This is a genomic window from Parabacteroides timonensis, assembly GCF_900128505.1.
Lineage (GTDB): Bacteria > Bacteroidota > Bacteroidia > Bacteroidales > Tannerellaceae > Parabacteroides > Parabacteroides timonensis.
In genome coordinates, this window is the sequence record NZ_LT669940.1 from 85,048 (window position 1) to 104,447 (window position 19,400).

Below are 19,400 nucleotides of genomic sequence, written 5' to 3' on the forward strand. Positions count from 1 at the left end.
AAAGCCTTTACTTTCTTTGTTTTAACGGCTTTGTTTTCTACTTTTGATCCCGCCTACAAATACAAAATAGAAATGAATAACTTTTTTGTTAAACTGATAAAGAATCCGTACGTCTTGAACCTGCTATTGGCAGTGGTCGTGACATGTGGCCTGATTTATGGAACCTTGAAATGGCTCGATAAGTATACGCGACATAACGAGGCAGTTGTCGTACCGGATGTGAAAGGATTGAAGGTGGAAGAAGCTGCTGAATTCTTCAAGAATAACAACTTACGTTATAATGTGATCGACTCTGTATTCTCCAAGGATGTTAGTCCGGGAGCAATTGTGGAGTTGGTGCCTTCAGCCGGATCGAAGGTAAAAGAAGGCCGGATCGTATTTATCACGGTAAATGCATTGACATCGCAGATGGCTACTATTCCCGAGGTGGAAGATTTGTCGTTCCGCCAGGCCTACGCCTTATTGCGTGCCCGTGGATTTGAGAATGTGGAGATCGAATATGTTCCGGGTGACTTTAAAGACCTGGCTGTTTCTGTCGATTTGCGTGGAAGAACGTTGGAAAAAGGCGAGCATGTCCCGCTCACCGCTCCTTTGATTCTTAAAGTGAGCAGTGGCGAGGCCGAAGTCCTTCCCGAAGATTCTTTGTCGACTATGCCCGTCGAGTCGCTGGATAGTGAAGAAGAAAACTGGTTTTAACGATGGATGAATTTTTCGACGAAATGGATGATGAACAGGCTGATGACCTGTTAGGACAGGAAGAGGAGGGTGGAACTCCCCAGCTGTATGAACATTTCCGCTTCGTTGCCGATCGCGGACAGTCTTTGTTGCGGGTAGACAAATTCCTGGTCGACCGTATGTTCGGTGCCACCCGCAACCGGATACAATTGGCAGCCGATGCGGGTTGTATCCTGGCAAACGGCAAGCCGGTAAAAAGTAATTACCGTGTGAAACCCGAGGATGTGGTGACGATCGTGATGACGCGTCCCCGTCGCGAACTGGAAATTATTCCTGAAAATATCCCTATTAAAATAATATACGAAGACGATGACTTGCTGGTGGTTGATAAACCGGCAGGACTGGTTGTGCATCCCGGACACGGTAATTATACCGGTACGTTGGTCAATGCGTTGGCCTGGTACCTGAAAGACGATCCGACCTATGATCCGTCCGATCCCCGGCTGGGATTAGTGCATCGTATAGATAAAGATACATCCGGGTTATTGGTTGTCGCCAAGAAACCGGAAGCAAAGGCTAATCTGAGCCTGCAATTCTTTAATAAGACGACCAAGCGCGAATACCGGGCATTGGTCTGGGGAATCGTGCAGGAAGATGAAGGCCGCATAGAAGGTAATATCGGGCGCGATCCCCGCGACCGGATGCAGATGACCGTCTTTCCCGAAGGAGATCAGGGAAAAACGGCCGTTACTCATTATTCCGTATTGGAACGCCTGGGCTATGTGACATTGGTGAAGTGTCGCCTGGAAACCGGACGTACGCACCAGATTCGTGTACATATGAAATATATCGGTCATACACTTTTCAACGATGAACGGTATGGTGGGCACGAAATTCTTAAAGGAACAACTTTTACTAAATATAAACAGTTCGTACAGAACTGCTTTGCCATCTGTCCCCGGCAGGCACTGCATGCCAAAACGCTGGGATTTGTGCATCCTACTACCGGCGAGGAAATGTTTTTTGATTCCGAGATTCCCGCTGATATGACACAGTTGATAGAGAAGTGGCGGATATATGCAAATACTAAAGAAATATAAAAATGAAAAAGAACATTGCTATTGTAGCCGGAGGAGATTCTTCCGAGATTGTTGTTTCATTAAAAAGTGCAGAAGGAATCTACTCTTTTATTGATAAAGACAAATATAATTTATATATTGCAATCGTTAAGAAAGGCGAATGGGCGGTTAAACTTCCTGGCGGGGAATATACACCAATTGATAAAAATGATTTTAGTTTCCGGGAGCATGGTGAAGTGAAGCACTTCGACTTTGCTTATATCACTATTCACGGTACTCCGGGAGAGGATGGCAGATTACAAGGCTACTTCGATATGATAGGGATGCCTTATTCTTCGTGCAATCAGTTGGTCAGCGCTCTTACCTTTAATAAATTTGTTTGTAATAATTATTTGCATAGTTTCGGTATCAATGTATCTGACTCTATCCGTTTGTTCAGAGGACAGACAGTGACAGACGAGGAAGTTGTAGGCCGTCTGGGATTGCCGGTATTTGTGAAACCGAATGATGGGGGAAGCAGTTTCGGCGTTACAAAAGTGAAGGAAGTTTCACAATTGCAACCTGCTATTGCAAAGGCTTTTGCTGAAGGCAACGAGGTCATACTGGAAAGTTTTATTTCAGGAACAGAAGTGACTTGCGGTTGTTATAAGGTAGGTGGCGGCCCGGAGGCTGCCCGGAAGGAAGTTGTCTTTCCGCTTACCGAAGTGGTTACAAAGAACGAGTTCTTTGATTTCAACGCGAAGTATAATGGCGAGTCAGACGAGATAACTCCGGCTCGTATCTCTCCCGAACTGACGGAGAAAGTACAACGCGAAACATCGAAGATTTATGACATACTGGGCGCCAAAGGACTCATCCGGGTTGATTTTATTATCGAAGCAGACGGTAAACCGAAAATGCTCGAGGTAAATACGACACCGGGTATGACGGCTACCAGCTTTATTCCGCAGCAGGTTCGGGCTGCCGGATTGGACATCAAGGAGGTCATGACTGACATAATTGAAAATGAACTGCAAAAGGTAGGTAAATAATAATAAAAAGATATGGATACAGAAGTTTCCTATAATTTTGACGACATTCGTCCGCTGAACAACGACGAGGTGAAGGATGCTATTGAAGCACTGGTAACCAACGAAGATTTCGAGCGGGCCTTCCGGTACATCAAACCGGATGTGAACTGGGAAGAGTTTTCTGAAACGATGCGTTCGTTCAAGACAAAAGAAGACTTTAAATCGAAGCTGGCTTACGAAGCTGTGATGATGGTTGCCAATAAGACGACTTTCTCACTGACAATCTCCGGACGAAGCCGTCTTCCGAAAGATAAAAAGCCTTGTACGTTTATTTCCAATCACCGTGACATTGTTCTGGATGCCTCATTCCTGAATGTAATGTTGTATGATGTGGGGTATGGTATGACGCAGGTAGCGATAGGTGATAACCTGATGATCCGTCCCTGGATCGAAACACTGGTTCGCCTGAATAACAGTTTTATCGTAAAACGTGGTGTCTCTGTACGCCAAATGCTGGATGTAAGTAAAAAACTTTCGGCATATATCCGTCATACGATAAATGAAACGAAAGAATCTATCTGGATCGCGCAGCGCGAAGGCCGTGCCAAAGATTCAAACGACCGCACACAGGGTAGTGTCTTGAAAATGTTGAATATGAGCGGAGGGAAGGATATCGTTTCCAACATCATGGATTTGAATATTTTCCCGGTTGCTATCTCTTACGAGTACGATCCGTGCGACTTCCTGAAAGCAAAAGAGTTCCAGATGAAACGCGATGATCCTGATTATGTGAAGAGCCAGCGTGACGATTTATTGAGCATGGAGACGGGTATCCTGAATAATAAAGGACGTGTTCACTTCACCTTGACGGAACCGATCAACGACCAGTTGGCTGCTCTCGATAGGAATATGGAAAAGAATGAATTGGTTGCTGCTATCGCTTCTATCATCGATAGGGAAATTTATAAACATTATCGTTTCTATCCTTGCAACTATGTGGCGTATGATATGCTGACCGGTACAAAACGTTTCAGCGGTAACTACGGGTTGAGAGACAAAAAACATTTTGAAGAGTATCTGCAGGGACAATTGGATAAGATTGTCTTGCCGAATAAAGACGAAGCATTCCTGCGCACGAAGATACTTGAAATGTACACGAATCCTTTGAAGAATTACCTGGCAAACCAGGAATAAGAAAAATAGAACCGAGATATATGAAAAGGGACTGTCATCTTCGTGGCAGTCCCTTTTGATTTGTTGTGGTTATTATCCTATCGGTTTTCTTTTGCATATTTCGACGGACTCATTCCGAACTGCTTGATAAAGGCTGACCAGAAATAAGATTGCGAACTGAAACCTACTGCTTCTGAAATCTCGTATATCTTCATATTTCCTTGCAGTAATAATTCCGCAGCCTTTTTCAAACGGCTGATCTTGATCAGGTCGTTGGGGGTGAGGTCTGATATCGCACGTATCTTGCGGTATAAGGTCGGGCGGCTCAGGTGCATCAGGTCGGCAATCATATTGACATCCAGATCGGGATTACCGATGTTCTCGTTGATAATTTCGTTCAGCTTTTCAAGAAAGCCTTCATCGGCTTTGGTGTAGGCCATCGATTTCATATTCGCTATCGGCGAGTTGAAATAGAACTTACGGATATTATCCCGGTTCGAAAGCAAATTGGATATTTGCGCCATCAACAGGCTGGTGGAGAACGGTTTCTCGATATATGCGTCTGCTCCCAGCTCCAACCCTTCCAAACGGGCCTGCATCGTGTTTTTAGCCGTTAACAGAATGACCGGGATATGGCTGAATTCAAGATCTGTCTTTACGCTTTGAAGTAGAGTGAAGCCATCCATGACAGGCATCATAACGTCACTGATGATCAGTTGGATACTTTGTTTTTTGAGTTGTTCCAATGCTTCTACACCGTTGCCGGCGATCAATACATTATAGTTTTCGTTGACTTCGTCGGCGATAAAAGCACTCATTTCTTTATTATCCTCGACAATAAGGAGGGTCGGACGAGTTTCTTCCCAGGTATAAGCGGTTTTTCTGGCTTCCGATTGCGGCTGTGGCTCTTCTTCGGCTGCTTTGACGGCACTAGCCAGTTTGACCGGTAAGGTGATACGGAATACAGTCTGGTTACCCGAAGTATCTGCCAGTTCGAGCGTTCCATGATGCATTTCGGCCAATGAGCGTGCCAAAGGCAAGCCCAGGCCGGTTCCGGGTTTGTCTTCATTTCCTTTGATACGGTAGAAGGGTTCGAATATTCTTTCTCTCATTTCTGCCGGAACGGGAATACCGTCGTTGATAAAGTCGATCGTGAAAGTCTCGTAATCGGCAGACGGTTGCAAGCGGACCACGATACTGCCGGCTGCATATTTAACGGCATTTGAGAACAGGTTGCTCATAATCTTGGTGAGTGCTTCCCTGTCTACAAATACATATAGTTCCTGTACGGTCAGGTCGAGGTTGAGCAGCAGATTGTTTTCTGTGGCCATTTCCTGAAAGCGTTTGGCTGTCTCGGTCAGTAGCGATACAACCTCTGTGCGAACAAAATTCAGGCGGTATCCTTCTATTTCAGTTTTTCTGAAATCCAATAACTGATTGACCAGCAGTAGTAGGCGGGATACGTTCTTGTCCATCAATGTCAGCGAATTGTTCTCTTTTTCACCGATCTTGTCTGATTTCAATAGACGTTCGAGCGGATTCTTTATCAGGGTCAGTGGGGTACGTATTTCATGTGCGATGTTGATAAAGAAATCGATCTTAGCCTGGTAGAGTTCCTTTTCTTTTTTACTTTCAAACATTTGCATATTGTATGCCATGGTACGTTTGTTCTTCCGGCGCCAGTAAAAGATAAAGTAAATGATAATAGTCAGAATGAATGCGGAATATATAATGTATGCCGTAGTGGAAACCCACCAGGGCGGCAATACGGTTATGTGCAAACGGGTTATTTTATCTCCCCAGTTATTGGAAAGATTGGCCGCTTTTACTTCAAAGGTATAGTCGCCGGGATGCAGTTCGGTGAAGTACACGATGTTACGTTCGCCAAGCGGTATCCAATCCTTGTCGAGACTCACCATCCGGTAGGCATATTGTATGGAACCCGGTGCGATGAAGTTGAGGGAAGAGAAGTTTATGTTGAACGTGGACTGACTGTGGTTCAATGTAATATTTTTTACGTCGGAGGAGGAAGAACTGTTGATAATCTTTCTTCCGCCTGTTCCGTTCTGTATGTCGAGCGAACTGATGTGCACATCCATTTTTTCGGCGGCCGGCCTTACATCGGTGGGTTTGAAATGGACAAAGCCTTTTACCGTACCGAAATAAAGCGTCCCGTCGTTATCTTTGAAAGCTGAGTTATAGTTGAACTGCCGGGTGACAAGACCGTGTGCTTCGGTATAGGTCATGATCTTTTCCGTTTGCGTGTTGAGGCAGACCAGGCCATTGGCTGTGCTGATCCAGAGGTTGTTGTTCTCATCCGGCAGGATACGGAAAGCTACGTTACTCGGCATTCCGTTCTTTACGGTATAGTGTAATGACTCTCCGGTCTGGAAGTCATATTTGATGACGCCTTCCACAGTGGCAAACCACATATTTCCGTCTTTATCTTCGCAGGCATCGTTCACGGAGTTGTGACGTTGGGTATTCAGTTTGTCGTATTGCAGATACATTCCGGTGTTGCTGGTCGTATTGAAGTAATAGCTCCGGTTGAACATGCCGAGCCAGATCTTTCCTGAACGGTCTTCATACAGGCAGTTTACGGCAAAGGGTGGAAACTGGGGGGCATATACAAAACGGTCGTTCAGGTAGTCGTAACGGAAAATACCGTCTTCTGTCCCGACTAATACTTCCCCTTCGCGAAGGACTTTGATGCAGCGTACCGTGCTGTTTTTGACTGTCCGGGTGTCTTTCAACAGGTCGTAATGTTTGATCACTTTCCGGGTCCGTATATCCATCAGGTCGATGCCGTGTATTACATGTCCGATCCAGAGATTGTCGCCTGAGGCGGCCAGTCCGCGGATATTGGTATGGGAAAGGCTTTTCACACCGGGAACGGGCTGGTAGTTCGTGAATGTCCCTGTTTTCTTTTCCAGGCAGTTCACTCCGGCGTCTTCCGTTCCGATCCACCTGTTACCATAGGCGTCGCTACAAATGTCGCGAATAACTTCACCTTTCAAAGAATGCGGCTCGTTCCAGGGATAATATACGTTGAACGGGCGGAAGGGTGAGTAATAGTTCAGGCCGTTCTGATGGAAGCAGATCCAAACACCTTCCTCCCGGTCTTCAAAGAGGGCGGAAATGAAATGGCTTGAAAGGGCATACGGGTCGAGGGGGTCTTGCCGGATCCGTTTGCAGGTTCCCGATAATAGGTCGTAGATGAACAAACCTGAATCTGTTCCTATCCAGAGTTCTTCTTTGTCTTTTTCGAGGAAGCAGTTGATCAGGATCGTCAGTTGATTCTTTTCCTGTATATTCAGATCCTGATAGGTTTTTGAGAGTACATTGAATATTTTTACATCGTCATGTTCGAAGGCTACATAAATGTTGGCGGAAGAAGGCGATTGATAGAGCATGGACAGTTTCCGGGATGTTGTAGCCGGGGAATGTGCAAAGAGGTCGTACGAGTCGAGTGTCCCGTCTTCCGTGTTCAACAGGGAAATAAGACCTTCCGAGTCTCCCAGCCAGATAGAGTTGTCGGGCATGATACAAAAAGAGGTATAGGTCTGCCCTTTGTTGCCGGCAAAGATGCGAAACTGTCCGTCGGAGATATTATATTGTATCAAGGTTCCGTCCATCAACAGCCATAACTGGTTGTTCTTATCAAACTGAAAGAGGTCGATCCCTTTATTTTTTGTAAAGGGTACGTGCAGGAACGACTCTTTTGTTTCGTTGTACTGGTATAATCCGGAAAGAGTCCCTACCCATAGATTTCCGTCGTGGTCGCAGTTCAGATGGGTGATCCAGTTATTTCCAAGCGACTCGGTATCGTCGGCATCGTTACGGAATACTTTAAATGTGTAGCCGTCGAAACGGTTCAGACCGTCACGTGTCCCGATCCATATATAACCGCTTTTATCCTGTATGCAACAGGTCACCATATTATCACTTAATCCGTTTTCCACCTGGTAATGGCGAAAAAGGTAGTTGCTTTCATCGGCAAATATCCAGTGGGAACAAGACAGGAAAAGTATAGATAAGATCAACTTCAGATAGCTCATAAATAAGTTTGTTGTTTGACACTGCAAGATATATAAAATTGTATTACGACTTTTCATTTATTGTATCACGGATTTCAAAAATTGTATCATACCCGGTGAGAATGCCATAGAATGAGATAAATACGGGAATTAATGCAACCGGAACGGATAGAGATTCTTTTCAGGAAGGAGTACTTTTGATCAACGAAATTGGAAAACACAACAAGTAACCTTTTTATTCACTATCATGAGTACACTACATTCTAATACAAGAATCGGAACAAAAGTTCAGCTTTGCCTGATGATGTTTCTTCAGTACATGCTAAGTGCTGTCTGGTGGGTGCCACTGGCTGCCTATCTTTCACACACACTTAAGCTGGAAGTGTATCAGGTCTCCTTAGTATTAAGTGCGATGGCTATCGGTGCAATGGCTTCTTCTTTTATCGGAGCGATTGCCGATCGTTACTTTGCCGCAGAAAAGATATTAGCAGTATTGAATATATTAACGGGTGTCTTTCTCTTACTGGCAGCCCAGCAAAAGGATTTTCTTCCTTTGATGTTCTTTGTAGTAATGGCTATGCTTTGTCACATGCCGACACAGAGTCTGACAAGTACGATCGCGATGAGCCATGCTCCGTCCGAGCAGTTTCCGCGTATACGTATGTTCGGTTCGGTCGGTTGGGTTGCTTCGGGGATATTCAGTCTGGTGGCTATCCATTTATTAGGAATGGAAGCGTTCGACGATACGAATCTGCCGATGTATTGTGGAGCCGGTGTCTGTTTCATAGCCGCTTTTGCTAATCTGACACTTCCGCATACTCCTCCCTCGGTAGCAAAGAGTTCAAAGATATCGGTGATGGATATTACAGGTTTCAGCGCTTTCTCGCTGATGAAAGATAAGAACTACCGGGTGTTTATGATACTGACTTTCCTGTCGATTATACCGTTTACACTTTATCATGTATATGGTTCTATGATTCTGGCAGACGAGCAGGTACGAAATATTACGGTGACGATGAACTTCGGACAGTTGGCAGAAATGTTTTTCCTGGTTATCACTACGACGATCCTTGTGAAGTCGGGAATTAAGAATACATTGATCTTTGGTATGATAGCTATGCTGGTCCGTTACGGAGCCTTCTTTTTCGGTGCGGAAACCGGACAACAGTGGTTCTATTATATCGGAATTATCGTACACGGGCTGATTTTCGGATTGTTCTATGTCGGTGGACAGGTTTATACGGATAATGTGGCCCCGAAGGAAATGAAAGCACAGGCTCAGGGGCTTCTTTTCTTCCTGGTATGGGGTGTAGGCTTCCTGATCGGTACATTGTGGAATGGATGGTTGATAGGATTTTTCCGGGATGGTGACAAGTGCGACTGGCCGGTACTGTTTATAATATCTTCTATTTGTACAGCAGTATTACTGTTTTTGTTCATATTCCTGTTCAAACCGGTAAGCCTTAAAACAGCAGATAAATAATACGCATTTAATTCTCAAGACTATATATATTTTTTACGCCAAACATGAAAAAAGGGGACACGAGGGTGTCCCTTTTTTATTTTAATAAGCCACTATCCGCCAGACAAGCTGTTTTCTCATCCTTTGTTTATCCGGCTTTCCTCTTTGCTGAATGCATTTGTCTATTCAATTGTCTATCGGTGTTTTAAAGGTTTTTACTCCTATTTACATACTTTTACTTATCAGTACTTAAGCACTTCGTTCAGAACCAGAAGTAGCCAGTCACGATAACCGGGTACGGTAGCCGTATAAAAATAACTTGTCTGTTAAGATGCGATTATGAATATATCAGTTAAACTTAATAATGTGAATGCTTATGAACACTTTCAAACCAATTTTTGCAGCTTTGGTGTTATTCCTTTTTCAGGCAATCTTCCTGGCTTGCGGCGACGACAAAGAAGATATTATTATTCCCTCGGAGAATAGCATACCCGGACAGGAATTTGGAATACGCCAGCTAACAGTGAAACTTCCCCGTCTGGGACGACTCGAAATACTATTCTCTAAAATTAACTGCCGTATTCATATAAAAGGAGTAGACGACCGGATTACTTATCCTGTCAACACATTCCTTTCAGCTACGGCTGACTCGTTGATTATCGAAGCGGAAGACCCGATACTAAGTGAACTTCCCCACCAGATGTACCATCTGAACTATATCACTTTCCCGAAGAAAGACCTGGCTGTGAAAGCAGCAGAGGTAACTGCGGAGGCAGGCATACAGGATACCGTTTACTTGGGTGCCCGCCTGTCGGTCGAAGACCCGGACAATATCGTTTTCCGTTCGAGCTTCAACCTGGAAGCCGATCAGATAGGCGTGGGGAGTGCGGCAGACCCTATTGCCATTGCGTGCGGAAAAAACTTTTACGATGTTATTTGTACCGAGTTGACTGCCGGTAATGATTTAACAGACAAATGTTTCGAACTCACAGCGAATATCAATTTCCAACTGCCTGAGATAACTACCGATAAGGGGTGGCAACCTGCCGGTAGACATAATGTCAACGGAAGTTCCACCTCCTTTAACGGCATGATAGATGGTAACGGTAATGCGATCGACTTGCTATCCAGCAGCTCTACGGAAGATTATGCAGGGCTCTTCTATACATTAGGATCGCGAGCCTATGTGCATGATATCGAGTTTACCTCTGTTGCTTTAAATGGAAAAGACTATATAGGAGCGGTTGCCTGCCATTCGGAAGAAGGGGCACGGCTTGAAAATATAAGTTTGACCGGCTTTATAGATGGCGCTTCCAATATAGGCGGACTGGTAGGTTCGGGCGATGTCACGGTTACAAACTGTGTTTCCAGTCTTGCTGTAAAGGTAAAATCAGATAAATCAGCATCTAATATAGGCGGGTTGATTGGCTATACCACCTCTTCCGAGATTAAGAACTGCATCCTTACCGGACTGGTTACAGCTCCTAAGGGCAAGAATGTAGGAGGCATTACCGGAACCGGAGGTTCGTTTACCAATTGCTACGTAGGTGGTTCTATTGAAGGTTATGACTATACAGGAGGGATCACCGGAATGGCTGGGGGCACCTTTGCCGGTTGCCGGGTCGGCGCAACGATGAGTTACAATTCGTATGCCTTTCCTTGGGAAGTCTTTCTGACTCAACCGTTGGTAACTCCGTTCTCAATCAGTATTATAGGTCATAATTATGTGGGTGGTTTTGCCGGTGGCGGCTCCCTTACTCTGGAAGGAGAGAATATATTCATGCGTGAGTCGGGGACAACCGCTACCCTAACCGGATACGACTATGTCGGCGGACTGGTCGGACACAGCAATTCTCTGGAAGCCCGCGCTTCGGCCTCTTATATCTCTTACGCTCATATCAAAGCCCATGACTATAGTGGTGGGGTAGCCGGTCGTCTGGAAAATATGAATACCGATGCCATTTTCACCAATCGTGGATCCATTAATGCGACAGGCTACCACTGTGGCGGAATTGTGGGTTGGGGAACGGCTCTTGCATGTAAAGGTACCTGGACTAATGAAGCTACTATCGTAGGCGTGAGAGCGGTGGGAGGTATTATCGGTGATGTGGATAAAATGGATAGCCAATGCGAAATACATATGATCAATGACGGATCGGTGACAAGTACGAATTATTATCTCGGAGGTCTGGTCGGATACAGCAACAGTCAGCTTAACTTTGGTGAGAACAGCCGTGTCAGCCATGAAGGAGGTTCTATGAAAATCACAGGTGAATATTATGTAGGCGGTGTAATCGGAAGCCTTGAAATGGAGGTCGGTTCCAAGTCATACATCATAAACAAACAACCTGCCGTTCATGCAAATATATATGCTCGTTCGTATGTCGGTGGTATAAGTGGTTATATGCGGTTGCGAAATGCAACTGGAGTAACCGGAGTGATCAACGGCACTAATACGTGTAAGATTGTGATTACTTCTTCAAGTACAAGCGGTACTTGCGTAGGCGGAGCGATCGGTTTTATGCGTGCGGAAACCAATACAGATAACGTCGGGCAGATCAAACTCAGCGGGATTACCCAGTTGACCGGCAGTATTACTGCAGCCGGTGGAGCTGTCGGCGGCATTGTTGGACGGTTGGAAAACAATAAAAACAAGAGTGTCCTGATTGAGGATTGTAAGAACTTTGTCAACCTAACCTCTACGGCAACCAGCAATGTAGACGGTTTCGGTGGTATCAGCGGATTACGTGAAGAACTGGGATATGAGATCCGGATTTCTCGTTGTGCCAATTATGCCGATATATCCGGAAGGAATGTTTCTGCTGCAGGAGGAATCTTTGGTCAACAGGAAGAGAACGTCTATATCGATCAATGCTTCAATGTCGGTAAGGTCGATGCAAACAGTGCAGTGGGCGGTATCCTCGGCCGTGCCTTTGATGGAACGACTGTGGAAAACTGCTTCAATATGGGAGAAGTGCCCTGGGTATCGGGCAAGACACTTCTGGCCGGTATCGTCGGACAGAAAGAAAACAAAAGTAAGAAAGACCTTCGGATCAAGAACTGCTATAATGTAGGCACCACTGGCTGGGGTATTATCGGTGGAGAAGACGACAAAAACGTGGATTGCCTGAACTGCTATTACCTCGACACCGCCTCCAACGGGGATATGAAAAAGAGCGGATCTGTATCGAAAAACGCCACTCAGATGCGTCAGAAAGGCACTTATTCCGGCTATTCTACTGACATCTGGTTGTTCGGTACTGACGGGCAAGGCGCTCCTACGTTGAAGAATAATAAGATAGCTTCCGGTTTTCCTAATCCATTATCCCAATAAATATATTTTATACATAGATATTATGAGAATACAGAAAAATCATACATTTTGTTTCAGCCGCTTTCTTCTGTTCCTTCTGGCAACATCTTTCCTGATGCTGACAGGTTGTAAGGATGACGAAAATCAAACACCTGTGCCCGGAGGGGAAGACTACGGGCAGGAGCGACGTATTGAACTGGCTGCCGATCTTAGCAGTCAAATTCCCACGGGTGAAATAAGTTTCCGCCTTATCTACAACAGGGATACTCCATTGGCTGTTAAAGCCATCCATTCGGTCGAGAACGGAAAATCCGTCTTCTATCTCGACTCTCAGCTCCGTGTTGGCCGCTATATTCTGGCTTCCATTATTCATAAGACGAGCGAGGAAATCTTCAGCGAAGCTAATGTAGGCTGTGCTCTTGATGTTTCCACCCGCGCCAATGCCGTTTCGCCTTCCACTTTCGATAAACTGGCAGGCTATTTCGGTACCGGAACGGCTGACGACCCTTACCGCATCGCCTCATCGACAGGTTTCGACGTCATGCGCAAGCTAATCGAAGACGGCAATAACTCGTTCGAAGGCAAATACTTCCTGCAAACCGCCGATATCAATATGGTCGGCTCCTACAATAAAGGCTTCCGTCCCATCGCCCACCAACAGGCTTTTCCATTCAAAGGCTGTTATGACGGGGGAGGACATACTATTTCCTATTGTGCCATCCGTACCCTCGACTCGAAAGAACAGAAGGTCGGGAGCGAGGTACACGCTTCGGGACTGTTCGGCTATGCCTGTGGTGCTACCTTCCGCAACGTCACGATGGTAGACCCTGTCTCGATCGGAGCCAACTCGACAGGTAGCCTGGTCGGTGCCGTACTGGGAACCTCGGGAGAAGTAGAAACTCCGACCTATCTCGATAATTGCCGCGTACGGAAAACGTCTTCTTCTGCTAGCGAAATATACGGTATCAGTTTCGTCGGTGGCCTGGTCGGTGGTGTGGATGCGCAGGCTGTATTGGTCATGCACCGCTGTGTGAACGAAAACCTGCCGGTAGGCAACCGTTCCGACGGCTCGTTTGTCGGTGGCCTGGTGGGCGGAGGAACTATCAATGCCACCGCCATTATGGACAGTTGCGTGAACCAGTCGTCGGTCGTTGCAGCCGGCAGTCGTTGTACAGGTGGACTGATCGGCGGTATCGAAACCGCCAACATCACCAACTGCCTGAATAAAGGTAACGTCAGCGCCACCCATCGGTCGGCTCTCGGAACCGGAGGCATTGTCGGCGGTCTGGGTACATCCACCCTGGCAGTCGTGCAGAACGAAGGCCGCATAAACGGTTACGAAGGAACAGGCGGAATCGTAGGCAGTACCGTAATCAGCAAAGACGACGGCAGCTACAACGACCTTATCATCACCTCCGCCCACAATTACGGAGCCATTCTCGGAACCGACAACTCCGGTGGTATCGCCGGAGAAGCCCAGGCGATGATGACCGATTGCTACAACGAAGGCTCGGTCGAGGCAACAGGCGATTTTGCAGGTGGCTTGGCTGGGTATACGCCTACGGTCGTTATTAACAACAGTTACAACAACGGTGCGGTTGATGCCAACAAATTTGCCGGTGGATTACTGGCCCGTGCCGCCTATTACATTGTGACCAACAGCTCGAATCTCGGTCCCGTAACCGCCTCCCACGGAATGGCGGCAGGTATCCTGACACTGGGTGGTACGACCGGCATGATTAACTTCTGTACCAATTATGCCTCCGTGAGAGGTGCCGTGTACGTGGCAGGGATCATTGCCCATTCCGGCGAAACCAAATCGTTTACCAAACGCGACTTTGCTTCCATCGTTGTTTCCACCGGAAAGGGAACTTTCAAGCTGATGAAGGCGCTGCGAACCCCGCCTAAGAATGTATCCAGTCTGAAAGCCCTCTTCAAAGGCGGCAAAAAGGTCGTGAAGATCGCTTCTAATACCCTGGATCTGATCAGCGCCATCGCCACCCCACCCCTGATGCAGGACATAAGTATGTGGGACGATCTGTATAACCGGAAACTCGATGTGCGTAACGAAGAAATGATAGCCGGCATGCACGCCAAAGTCGCCGCTGCGCTACCTACTACCAGAGGACCTTTGGCAGGTTCGGAGGTACTCCCCGGACTGGTCTACGAAAACTCGAAAGCCTTCTCCAGGAGTCTGGAAGGCGAGGGCGACGACCTGTATGGCGATGCCGTGCACAGCCGCCTGGCGGATATCAGCGAACAGGTTGCCAAAATGGAACAGAATCGTGAAATCGCGATTGCTGCCGTCAACTGCGTCCTGGCGGTGGCAGGCGCAATCTTTACAGGCGGGGCGGCTACGGCAGCCATCGTCGTCTGTTCAACAGCCGTCACGACCGTCGGTATCCTAACCGACCGTATGGATAATTGTATCGAAATATCTCAATGCTGTAACTTCGGAGACATCAACGCCGGAGAAAACGGCTATGGTATCATCGCCTTCCAGGGCGACCACCTCCGGCTTCACAACTGTTTCTCTGCCGGTGCAGCCTCCGGTTATGGTGTGGCGGACACGGCTCTCGACGGCTTGGACGATGTTAAACCGCGTCGTATCATTTCGATCGGGACAATGAATCAGTATCCTTTCAAAAGCGGTGCTGCCGTAGCAAACCAGGGGCTTTTCTTCCTGGTAGACAACAAAGGTTCCCACGGATCGCGGATCGGATACTGTTTCGCCGACGACCTGGCCCGTAAGTCGACTTACACGGATACCGAAAGTCCTTTCGACTTCGATAATACCAGGGCATGGAGTTTCCAAAGCCCCATCGTGCCGCTACCGTACAATAATTTGTATTACAGTTTCAGGTAAAAAACTTCGTAGGGCTACAAAACCGTCACTGCAACCGTGGAAAATCCTTTGTAGCCCTACACTATTCAGTTCGTCTTCAGATACCTGCGGGGCAACCATATCATCCGTAGTGTGTTTCTTAACATATCCCTTTCCGTGACATACTGTCACTCAAATCACTACCTTTGGGACAATGGCTGTATGAAACGCTTACAGTCTGACAAAACAATTAAATCTGAAATAGTATGAGACCGGAAGATTACATCACCCGTGAGGGGAAGTTTGGTGCACACAACTATCATCCCCTGCCTGTCGTTCTCAAGAAAGGAGAAGGCGTATTTGTGTGGGACGTGGAAGGCAAACGTTATTTTGATTTCCTGTCCGGTTATTCCGCCCTGAGCCAGGGGCATTGCCATCCTAAAATCATCCAGGCACTGACGGATCAGGCACAGAAGCTGACACTGGTATCGCGCGCTTTCCATTCGGACGTATTGGGCGAGTATATGGAGTTTGCCTGTAAGTTCTTCGGCTATGATAAATTACTACCTATGAATACCGGTGCCGAAGCGGTAGAGACAGCCTTGAAACTGGCACGCCGCTGGGGATATCGTATCAAAGGCATTGCACCGGAAAAGGCGAAGATCATCGTATGCAGCGAGAACTTCCACGGACGTACCATCACGATTATCTCCATGAGCACGGATCCCAGTTCGTATGCCGACTTCGGGCCTTATACACCCGGTTTTATCAAAGTACAATATAATAATGTAGGAGCGTTGGAAGAAGCCTTGAAAGACCCCGACGTGGTCGGCTTCCTGTTGGAACCGATTCAGGGGGAAGCAGGCGTAGTTGTCCCCGACGAAGGGTATCTCCGCACTTGTTACGACTTATGCCATGCCCATCATGTGCTGTTCATTGCCGACGAGATACAGACCGGCATCGGGCGTACCGGTAAACTGCTTGCCTGCGATTATGAGCATATTCATCCCGATATACTGATCCTGGGGAAAGCCCTCTCCGGTGGTGTCACTCCTGTTTCCGCCGTACTGGCGAGCGACGAGATCATGTTGACGATTGCTCCGGGCGAACATGGTTCCACGTATGGAGGAAACCCGTTGGCTGCCGCTGTCGGAATAGCTGCCCTTGAAGTGGTGCGCGACGAACATCTTTCGGAGAATGCTTACGAGATGGGTGAATTGTTCCGCAGTGAAATGCAGAAGATAGATAATCCGATGATTAAGCAGGTACGCGGAAAAGGCTTACTGAATGCCGTCGTTACCGAACCTCGCGGCGGAAAGGTGGCGTGGGATATCTGTCTGGCACTGAAAGAAAACGGTTTGATAGCTAAACCGACACACGATCACATCATTCGTTTCACACCGCCGCTGGTCATTACCCGCGAACAGATGATGGAAGCGATCGGTATAATAAAGGAAACGTTGTCCCGATTTTTGTAGGGGCGGTTCGCGAACCGCCCCCACCTGACACATTAACACATTATTGTAATATGAAAATAAACGTAATAGGAGTTCCTTTGAATCTGGGTTGCGACCGTGAAGGCGTGGAGCGTGCCCCGAATCATCTGCGCGAACGGGGATTGATGAAGGTGATCCGGAAGAACGGCCATCGTGCCTTCGACCTGGGGAATCTGTATGTCCCTCCCGTTTCGGAAACGGATAAATTTGCCCGTGGCAAGAGCATGAAGTATCTGGACGCCATCGTCGAGGTGAATAATAATCTGGCGGAGCTGGTGTATGACACCTTGCGCGGCGGGGCATTCCCGCTTGTTATCGGCGGCGATCATTCACTTGGGCTGGGAAGTGCTTCCGGTGTAGGGAAATGTTTCGACGATTTCGGGATCATCTGGCTGGATGCGCATGGCGATCTCAACACGAATGAAACCTCTCCCAGCGGGAATATCCACGGAATGCCCTTGAGTGCCCTGATGGGGATGGGAAGCGAAGAACTTGTCAATATCTATGCCCCCGGCAATAAGGTGAATCCGCAGAATGTCTTCCTCGTGGGAACCCGCAGCCTGGACGAAGGCGAACAGGCTCTCATCGAACGGGAACGTCTGAGTGTTTACACCATGGATACGATCCATCTGAAAGGAATCGATTTTGTAGCCGAAGATATTAAGCGGAAGCTGAAGGAAAGGAAAATACGTAATGTCCATTTCAGTATCGATGTGGACAGTATCGATCCGCGGTTTGCTCCGGGTACAGGAACACGGGTCAGCGAAGGGCTTATACCCGATGAATTTAAGGATTTTGTCAATCATATCCTTTTAACAAATCTTGTGAAGTCGTTGGATTTGGTGGAACTCAATCCCGACTTGGATACGAACGACCTGACAACCAATCTCTGCCTCGATATTATCGATTATATAACAGCAAGGATTTAATAAAATATTGATATCAATTTATGGGACTGTCTAACAACAACAAGTTAGATAGTCTCTTTTTTTGTCAAATCACCTTGGATAGTCTAAATTGTAAGAAGTGGGATATCCTAAAAAGGACTTAGTCCGGTTAGAACTAAGTTAATAATGTTGACAAAGGTAGTAAAAGCATTGATATATAGACACAGTAAGCGTAAAAATCAAGCGTTCTTTCATTATTTTAGGTTCAGAATGACCTTTATTGATCTATTTAGAGTGACCGATTTGGTACTTTAGTTATAGTGACGGGAGTAACCTTTCCCCTCTTGAGAGGGGGCAGGGGGTGTGTTATAGTTCCGCCTTATAACTAGCTTTAACACACCCCCTACCCCCTCTCAAGAGGGGAAAAGGTTACCTTCAAACTCTAAAAAACAAGACGATAAGCCGAAAAAACACCAGATTTCCAATAGACGAAGTGATTTATTCAGATTGCCAGCCCCATAGTTCTAACCGAACTCAATAAATTTAATAGGCTTATGGCATCAAATGAACCTAAAAAACGTAGCATAACGGGCAACCTCGTTGCTAACATGCTGACAGAACGTGAAGATGACTTCACTTTCAATGTAACTTATGTAGCTAGCCGTTCGATCGAAGACCTTTGCAAAATCGCGGCAAACGGGAAAAGCAAATTCTCGGCATCGGAATTATTAAGTGCTTACAACGATTTAAAGGCTGTAGCCAAGGAAGAATTATACTCAGCTTCTACCGTTGAATTCGGGCTGACCAACAACTCGCTGGGAGTAGACGGTTCCTTTATCGGCCCGAAAGCCAAATTCGATCCGGCAAAGAACAATGTGACCCTTCGCAGCACCCCGATCGTAGAGATTAAGAAAGACCTGAAAGACATCAGCGTGATCGTTGGTGAAGTAGTAGAAGGCCTCCCGACTATCACCAAAGTAACCGATGTATTTACTGGCGAAGTAAACGCCAAACTCACTCCGGGCAATACCCTCAACGGCGAAGGCAAACGTATAAAGATCGTAGGAGCCGAAGGCAGTTCGGTCGGTTTCTTCTTTGTCAAAGCAGAAGGTGAAACAGAAACTGCCGTTCCGATGACATCCGTTTCACGCAACGATCCGTCTTATTTCTCCTTTATCATTCCGGCATTGGCCGACGGCAAGTACTACCTGGAAGTCGCCACCCAGTATGGCGGCAATACCAAACAATTACTCAAAGAGATTCGCCGTAACCGTTTCCCCTACCTATTGACAGTAGGTACAGACGACGATGACCGGCCAGTCATCGAATAAGACATTATTATACGATCATCGTATGCGCTCCTATACGACAACCGTATGCGCCCGTATACGATGACCGTATCCTCCCACATACGACGATCGTATACGGGAACATACGACCGTCG

11 protein-coding genes are annotated in these 19,400 nt (G+C 46.9%); 10 read left to right on the plus strand and 1 reads right to left on the minus strand.

What is annotated here, in order from left to right; genetic code table 11:
• The first annotated feature begins 72 nt into the window (after positions 1-72).
• Genes BQ7394_RS01205 through BQ7394_RS01220 form a run of 4 tightly spaced genes read left to right on the plus strand, consistent with a single transcriptional unit; the run spans position 73 to position 3,958 of the window.
• Positions 73-696: a PASTA domain-containing protein gene (locus BQ7394_RS01205; protein WP_075555702.1), complete on the plus strand. Its 624-nt coding sequence runs from the start codon at positions 73-75 to the stop codon at positions 694-696.
• Between the two features lie 2 nt (positions 697-698).
• A complete protein-coding gene (locus BQ7394_RS01210; RefSeq protein WP_075555703.1) occupies positions 699-1,775 on the plus strand; it encodes an RluA family pseudouridine synthase in 1,077 nt (358 codons plus the stop codon).
• A gap of 2 nt (positions 1,776-1,777) precedes the next feature.
• Positions 1,778-2,785 carry a D-alanine--D-alanine ligase gene (locus BQ7394_RS01215; protein ID WP_075555704.1) on the plus strand — a complete coding sequence of 336 codons (1,008 nt, stop codon included), beginning with the start codon at positions 1,778-1,780 and terminating at the stop codon, positions 2,783-2,785.
• 12 nt (positions 2,786-2,797) lie between these two features.
• On the plus strand, positions 2,798-3,958 hold the full coding sequence (locus tag BQ7394_RS01220; protein WP_075555705.1) for a 1-acyl-sn-glycerol-3-phosphate acyltransferase: 1,161 nt from the start codon (positions 2,798-2,800) through the stop codon (positions 3,956-3,958).
• A gap of 77 nt (positions 3,959-4,035) precedes the next feature.
• On the opposite strand, the gene BQ7394_RS01225 is transcribed toward BQ7394_RS01220, so the two are convergent.
• Positions 4,036-7,995 carry a hybrid sensor histidine kinase/response regulator transcription factor gene (locus tag BQ7394_RS01225; protein ID WP_075555706.1) on the minus strand — a complete coding sequence of 1,320 codons (3,960 nt, stop codon included), beginning with the start codon at positions 7,993-7,995 and terminating at the stop codon, positions 4,036-4,038.
• A gap of 226 nt (positions 7,996-8,221) precedes the next feature.
• Between BQ7394_RS01225 and BQ7394_RS01230 the strand changes: the two genes are divergently transcribed.
• The 6 genes from BQ7394_RS01230 (at position 8,222) to BQ7394_RS01255 (ending at position 19,287) form a co-directional block, all read left to right on the plus strand.
• Positions 8,222-9,457: an MFS transporter gene (locus BQ7394_RS01230; RefSeq protein WP_075555707.1), complete on the plus strand. Its 1,236-nt coding sequence runs from the start codon at positions 8,222-8,224 to the stop codon at positions 9,455-9,457.
• Positions 9,458-9,812: 355 nt separating this feature from the next.
• Entirely contained in the window at positions 9,813-12,770 is a 2,958-nt protein-coding gene (locus tag BQ7394_RS01235) for a M26 family metallopeptidase (RefSeq protein ID WP_139317663.1), read from the plus strand.
• 22 nt (positions 12,771-12,792) lie between these two features.
• Positions 12,793-15,615, plus strand: a complete 2,823-nt coding sequence (locus BQ7394_RS01240) for a hypothetical protein (protein WP_075555709.1) — start codon at positions 12,793-12,795, stop codon at positions 15,613-15,615.
• A gap of 224 nt (positions 15,616-15,839) precedes the next feature.
• On the plus strand, positions 15,840-17,051 hold the full coding sequence (gene rocD / locus BQ7394_RS01245) for an ornithine--oxo-acid transaminase (protein ID WP_075555710.1): 1,212 nt from the start codon (positions 15,840-15,842) through the stop codon (positions 17,049-17,051).
• Positions 17,052-17,101: 50 nt separating this feature from the next.
• The gene (gene rocF, locus BQ7394_RS01250) at positions 17,102-17,998 is read left to right on the plus strand and encodes an arginase (RefSeq protein ID WP_075555711.1); all 897 of its coding nucleotides are present in this window, start codon (positions 17,102-17,104) and stop codon (positions 17,996-17,998) included.
• A 512-nt stretch (positions 17,999-18,510) separates the two neighbouring features.
• On the plus strand, positions 18,511-19,287 hold the full coding sequence (locus tag BQ7394_RS01255) for a DUF4469 domain-containing protein (protein WP_075555712.1): 777 nt from the start codon (positions 18,511-18,513) through the stop codon (positions 19,285-19,287).
• Positions 19,288-19,400 lie beyond the last annotated feature (113 nt).

Bases quoted from the DNA above. Each gene is read 5' to 3' on its own strand.
- BQ7394_RS01205 (WP_075555702.1), top strand. From the start codon at position 73: ATGAATAACTTTTTTGTTAAACTGATAAAGAATCCGTACGTCTTGAAC.
- BQ7394_RS01210 (WP_075555703.1), top strand. From the start codon at position 699: ATGGATGAATTTTTCGACGAAATGGATGATGAACAGGCTGATGACCTG.
- BQ7394_RS01215 (WP_075555704.1), top strand. From the start codon at position 1,778: ATGAAAAAGAACATTGCTATTGTAGCCGGAGGAGATTCTTCCGAGATT.
- BQ7394_RS01220 (WP_075555705.1), top strand. From the start codon at position 2,798: ATGGATACAGAAGTTTCCTATAATTTTGACGACATTCGTCCGCTGAAC.
- BQ7394_RS01225 (WP_075555706.1), bottom strand. From the start codon at position 7,995: ATGAGCTATCTGAAGTTGATCTTATCTATACTTTTCCTGTCTTGTTCC.
- BQ7394_RS01230 (WP_075555707.1), top strand. From the start codon at position 8,222: ATGAGTACACTACATTCTAATACAAGAATCGGAACAAAAGTTCAGCTT.
- BQ7394_RS01235 (WP_139317663.1), top strand. From the start codon at position 9,813: ATGAACACTTTCAAACCAATTTTTGCAGCTTTGGTGTTATTCCTTTTT.
- BQ7394_RS01240 (WP_075555709.1), top strand. From the start codon at position 12,793: ATGAGAATACAGAAAAATCATACATTTTGTTTCAGCCGCTTTCTTCTG.
- rocD (WP_075555710.1), top strand. From the start codon at position 15,840: ATGAGACCGGAAGATTACATCACCCGTGAGGGGAAGTTTGGTGCACAC.
- rocF (WP_075555711.1), top strand. From the start codon at position 17,102: ATGAAAATAAACGTAATAGGAGTTCCTTTGAATCTGGGTTGCGACCGT.
- BQ7394_RS01255 (WP_075555712.1), top strand. From the start codon at position 18,511: ATGGCATCAAATGAACCTAAAAAACGTAGCATAACGGGCAACCTCGTT.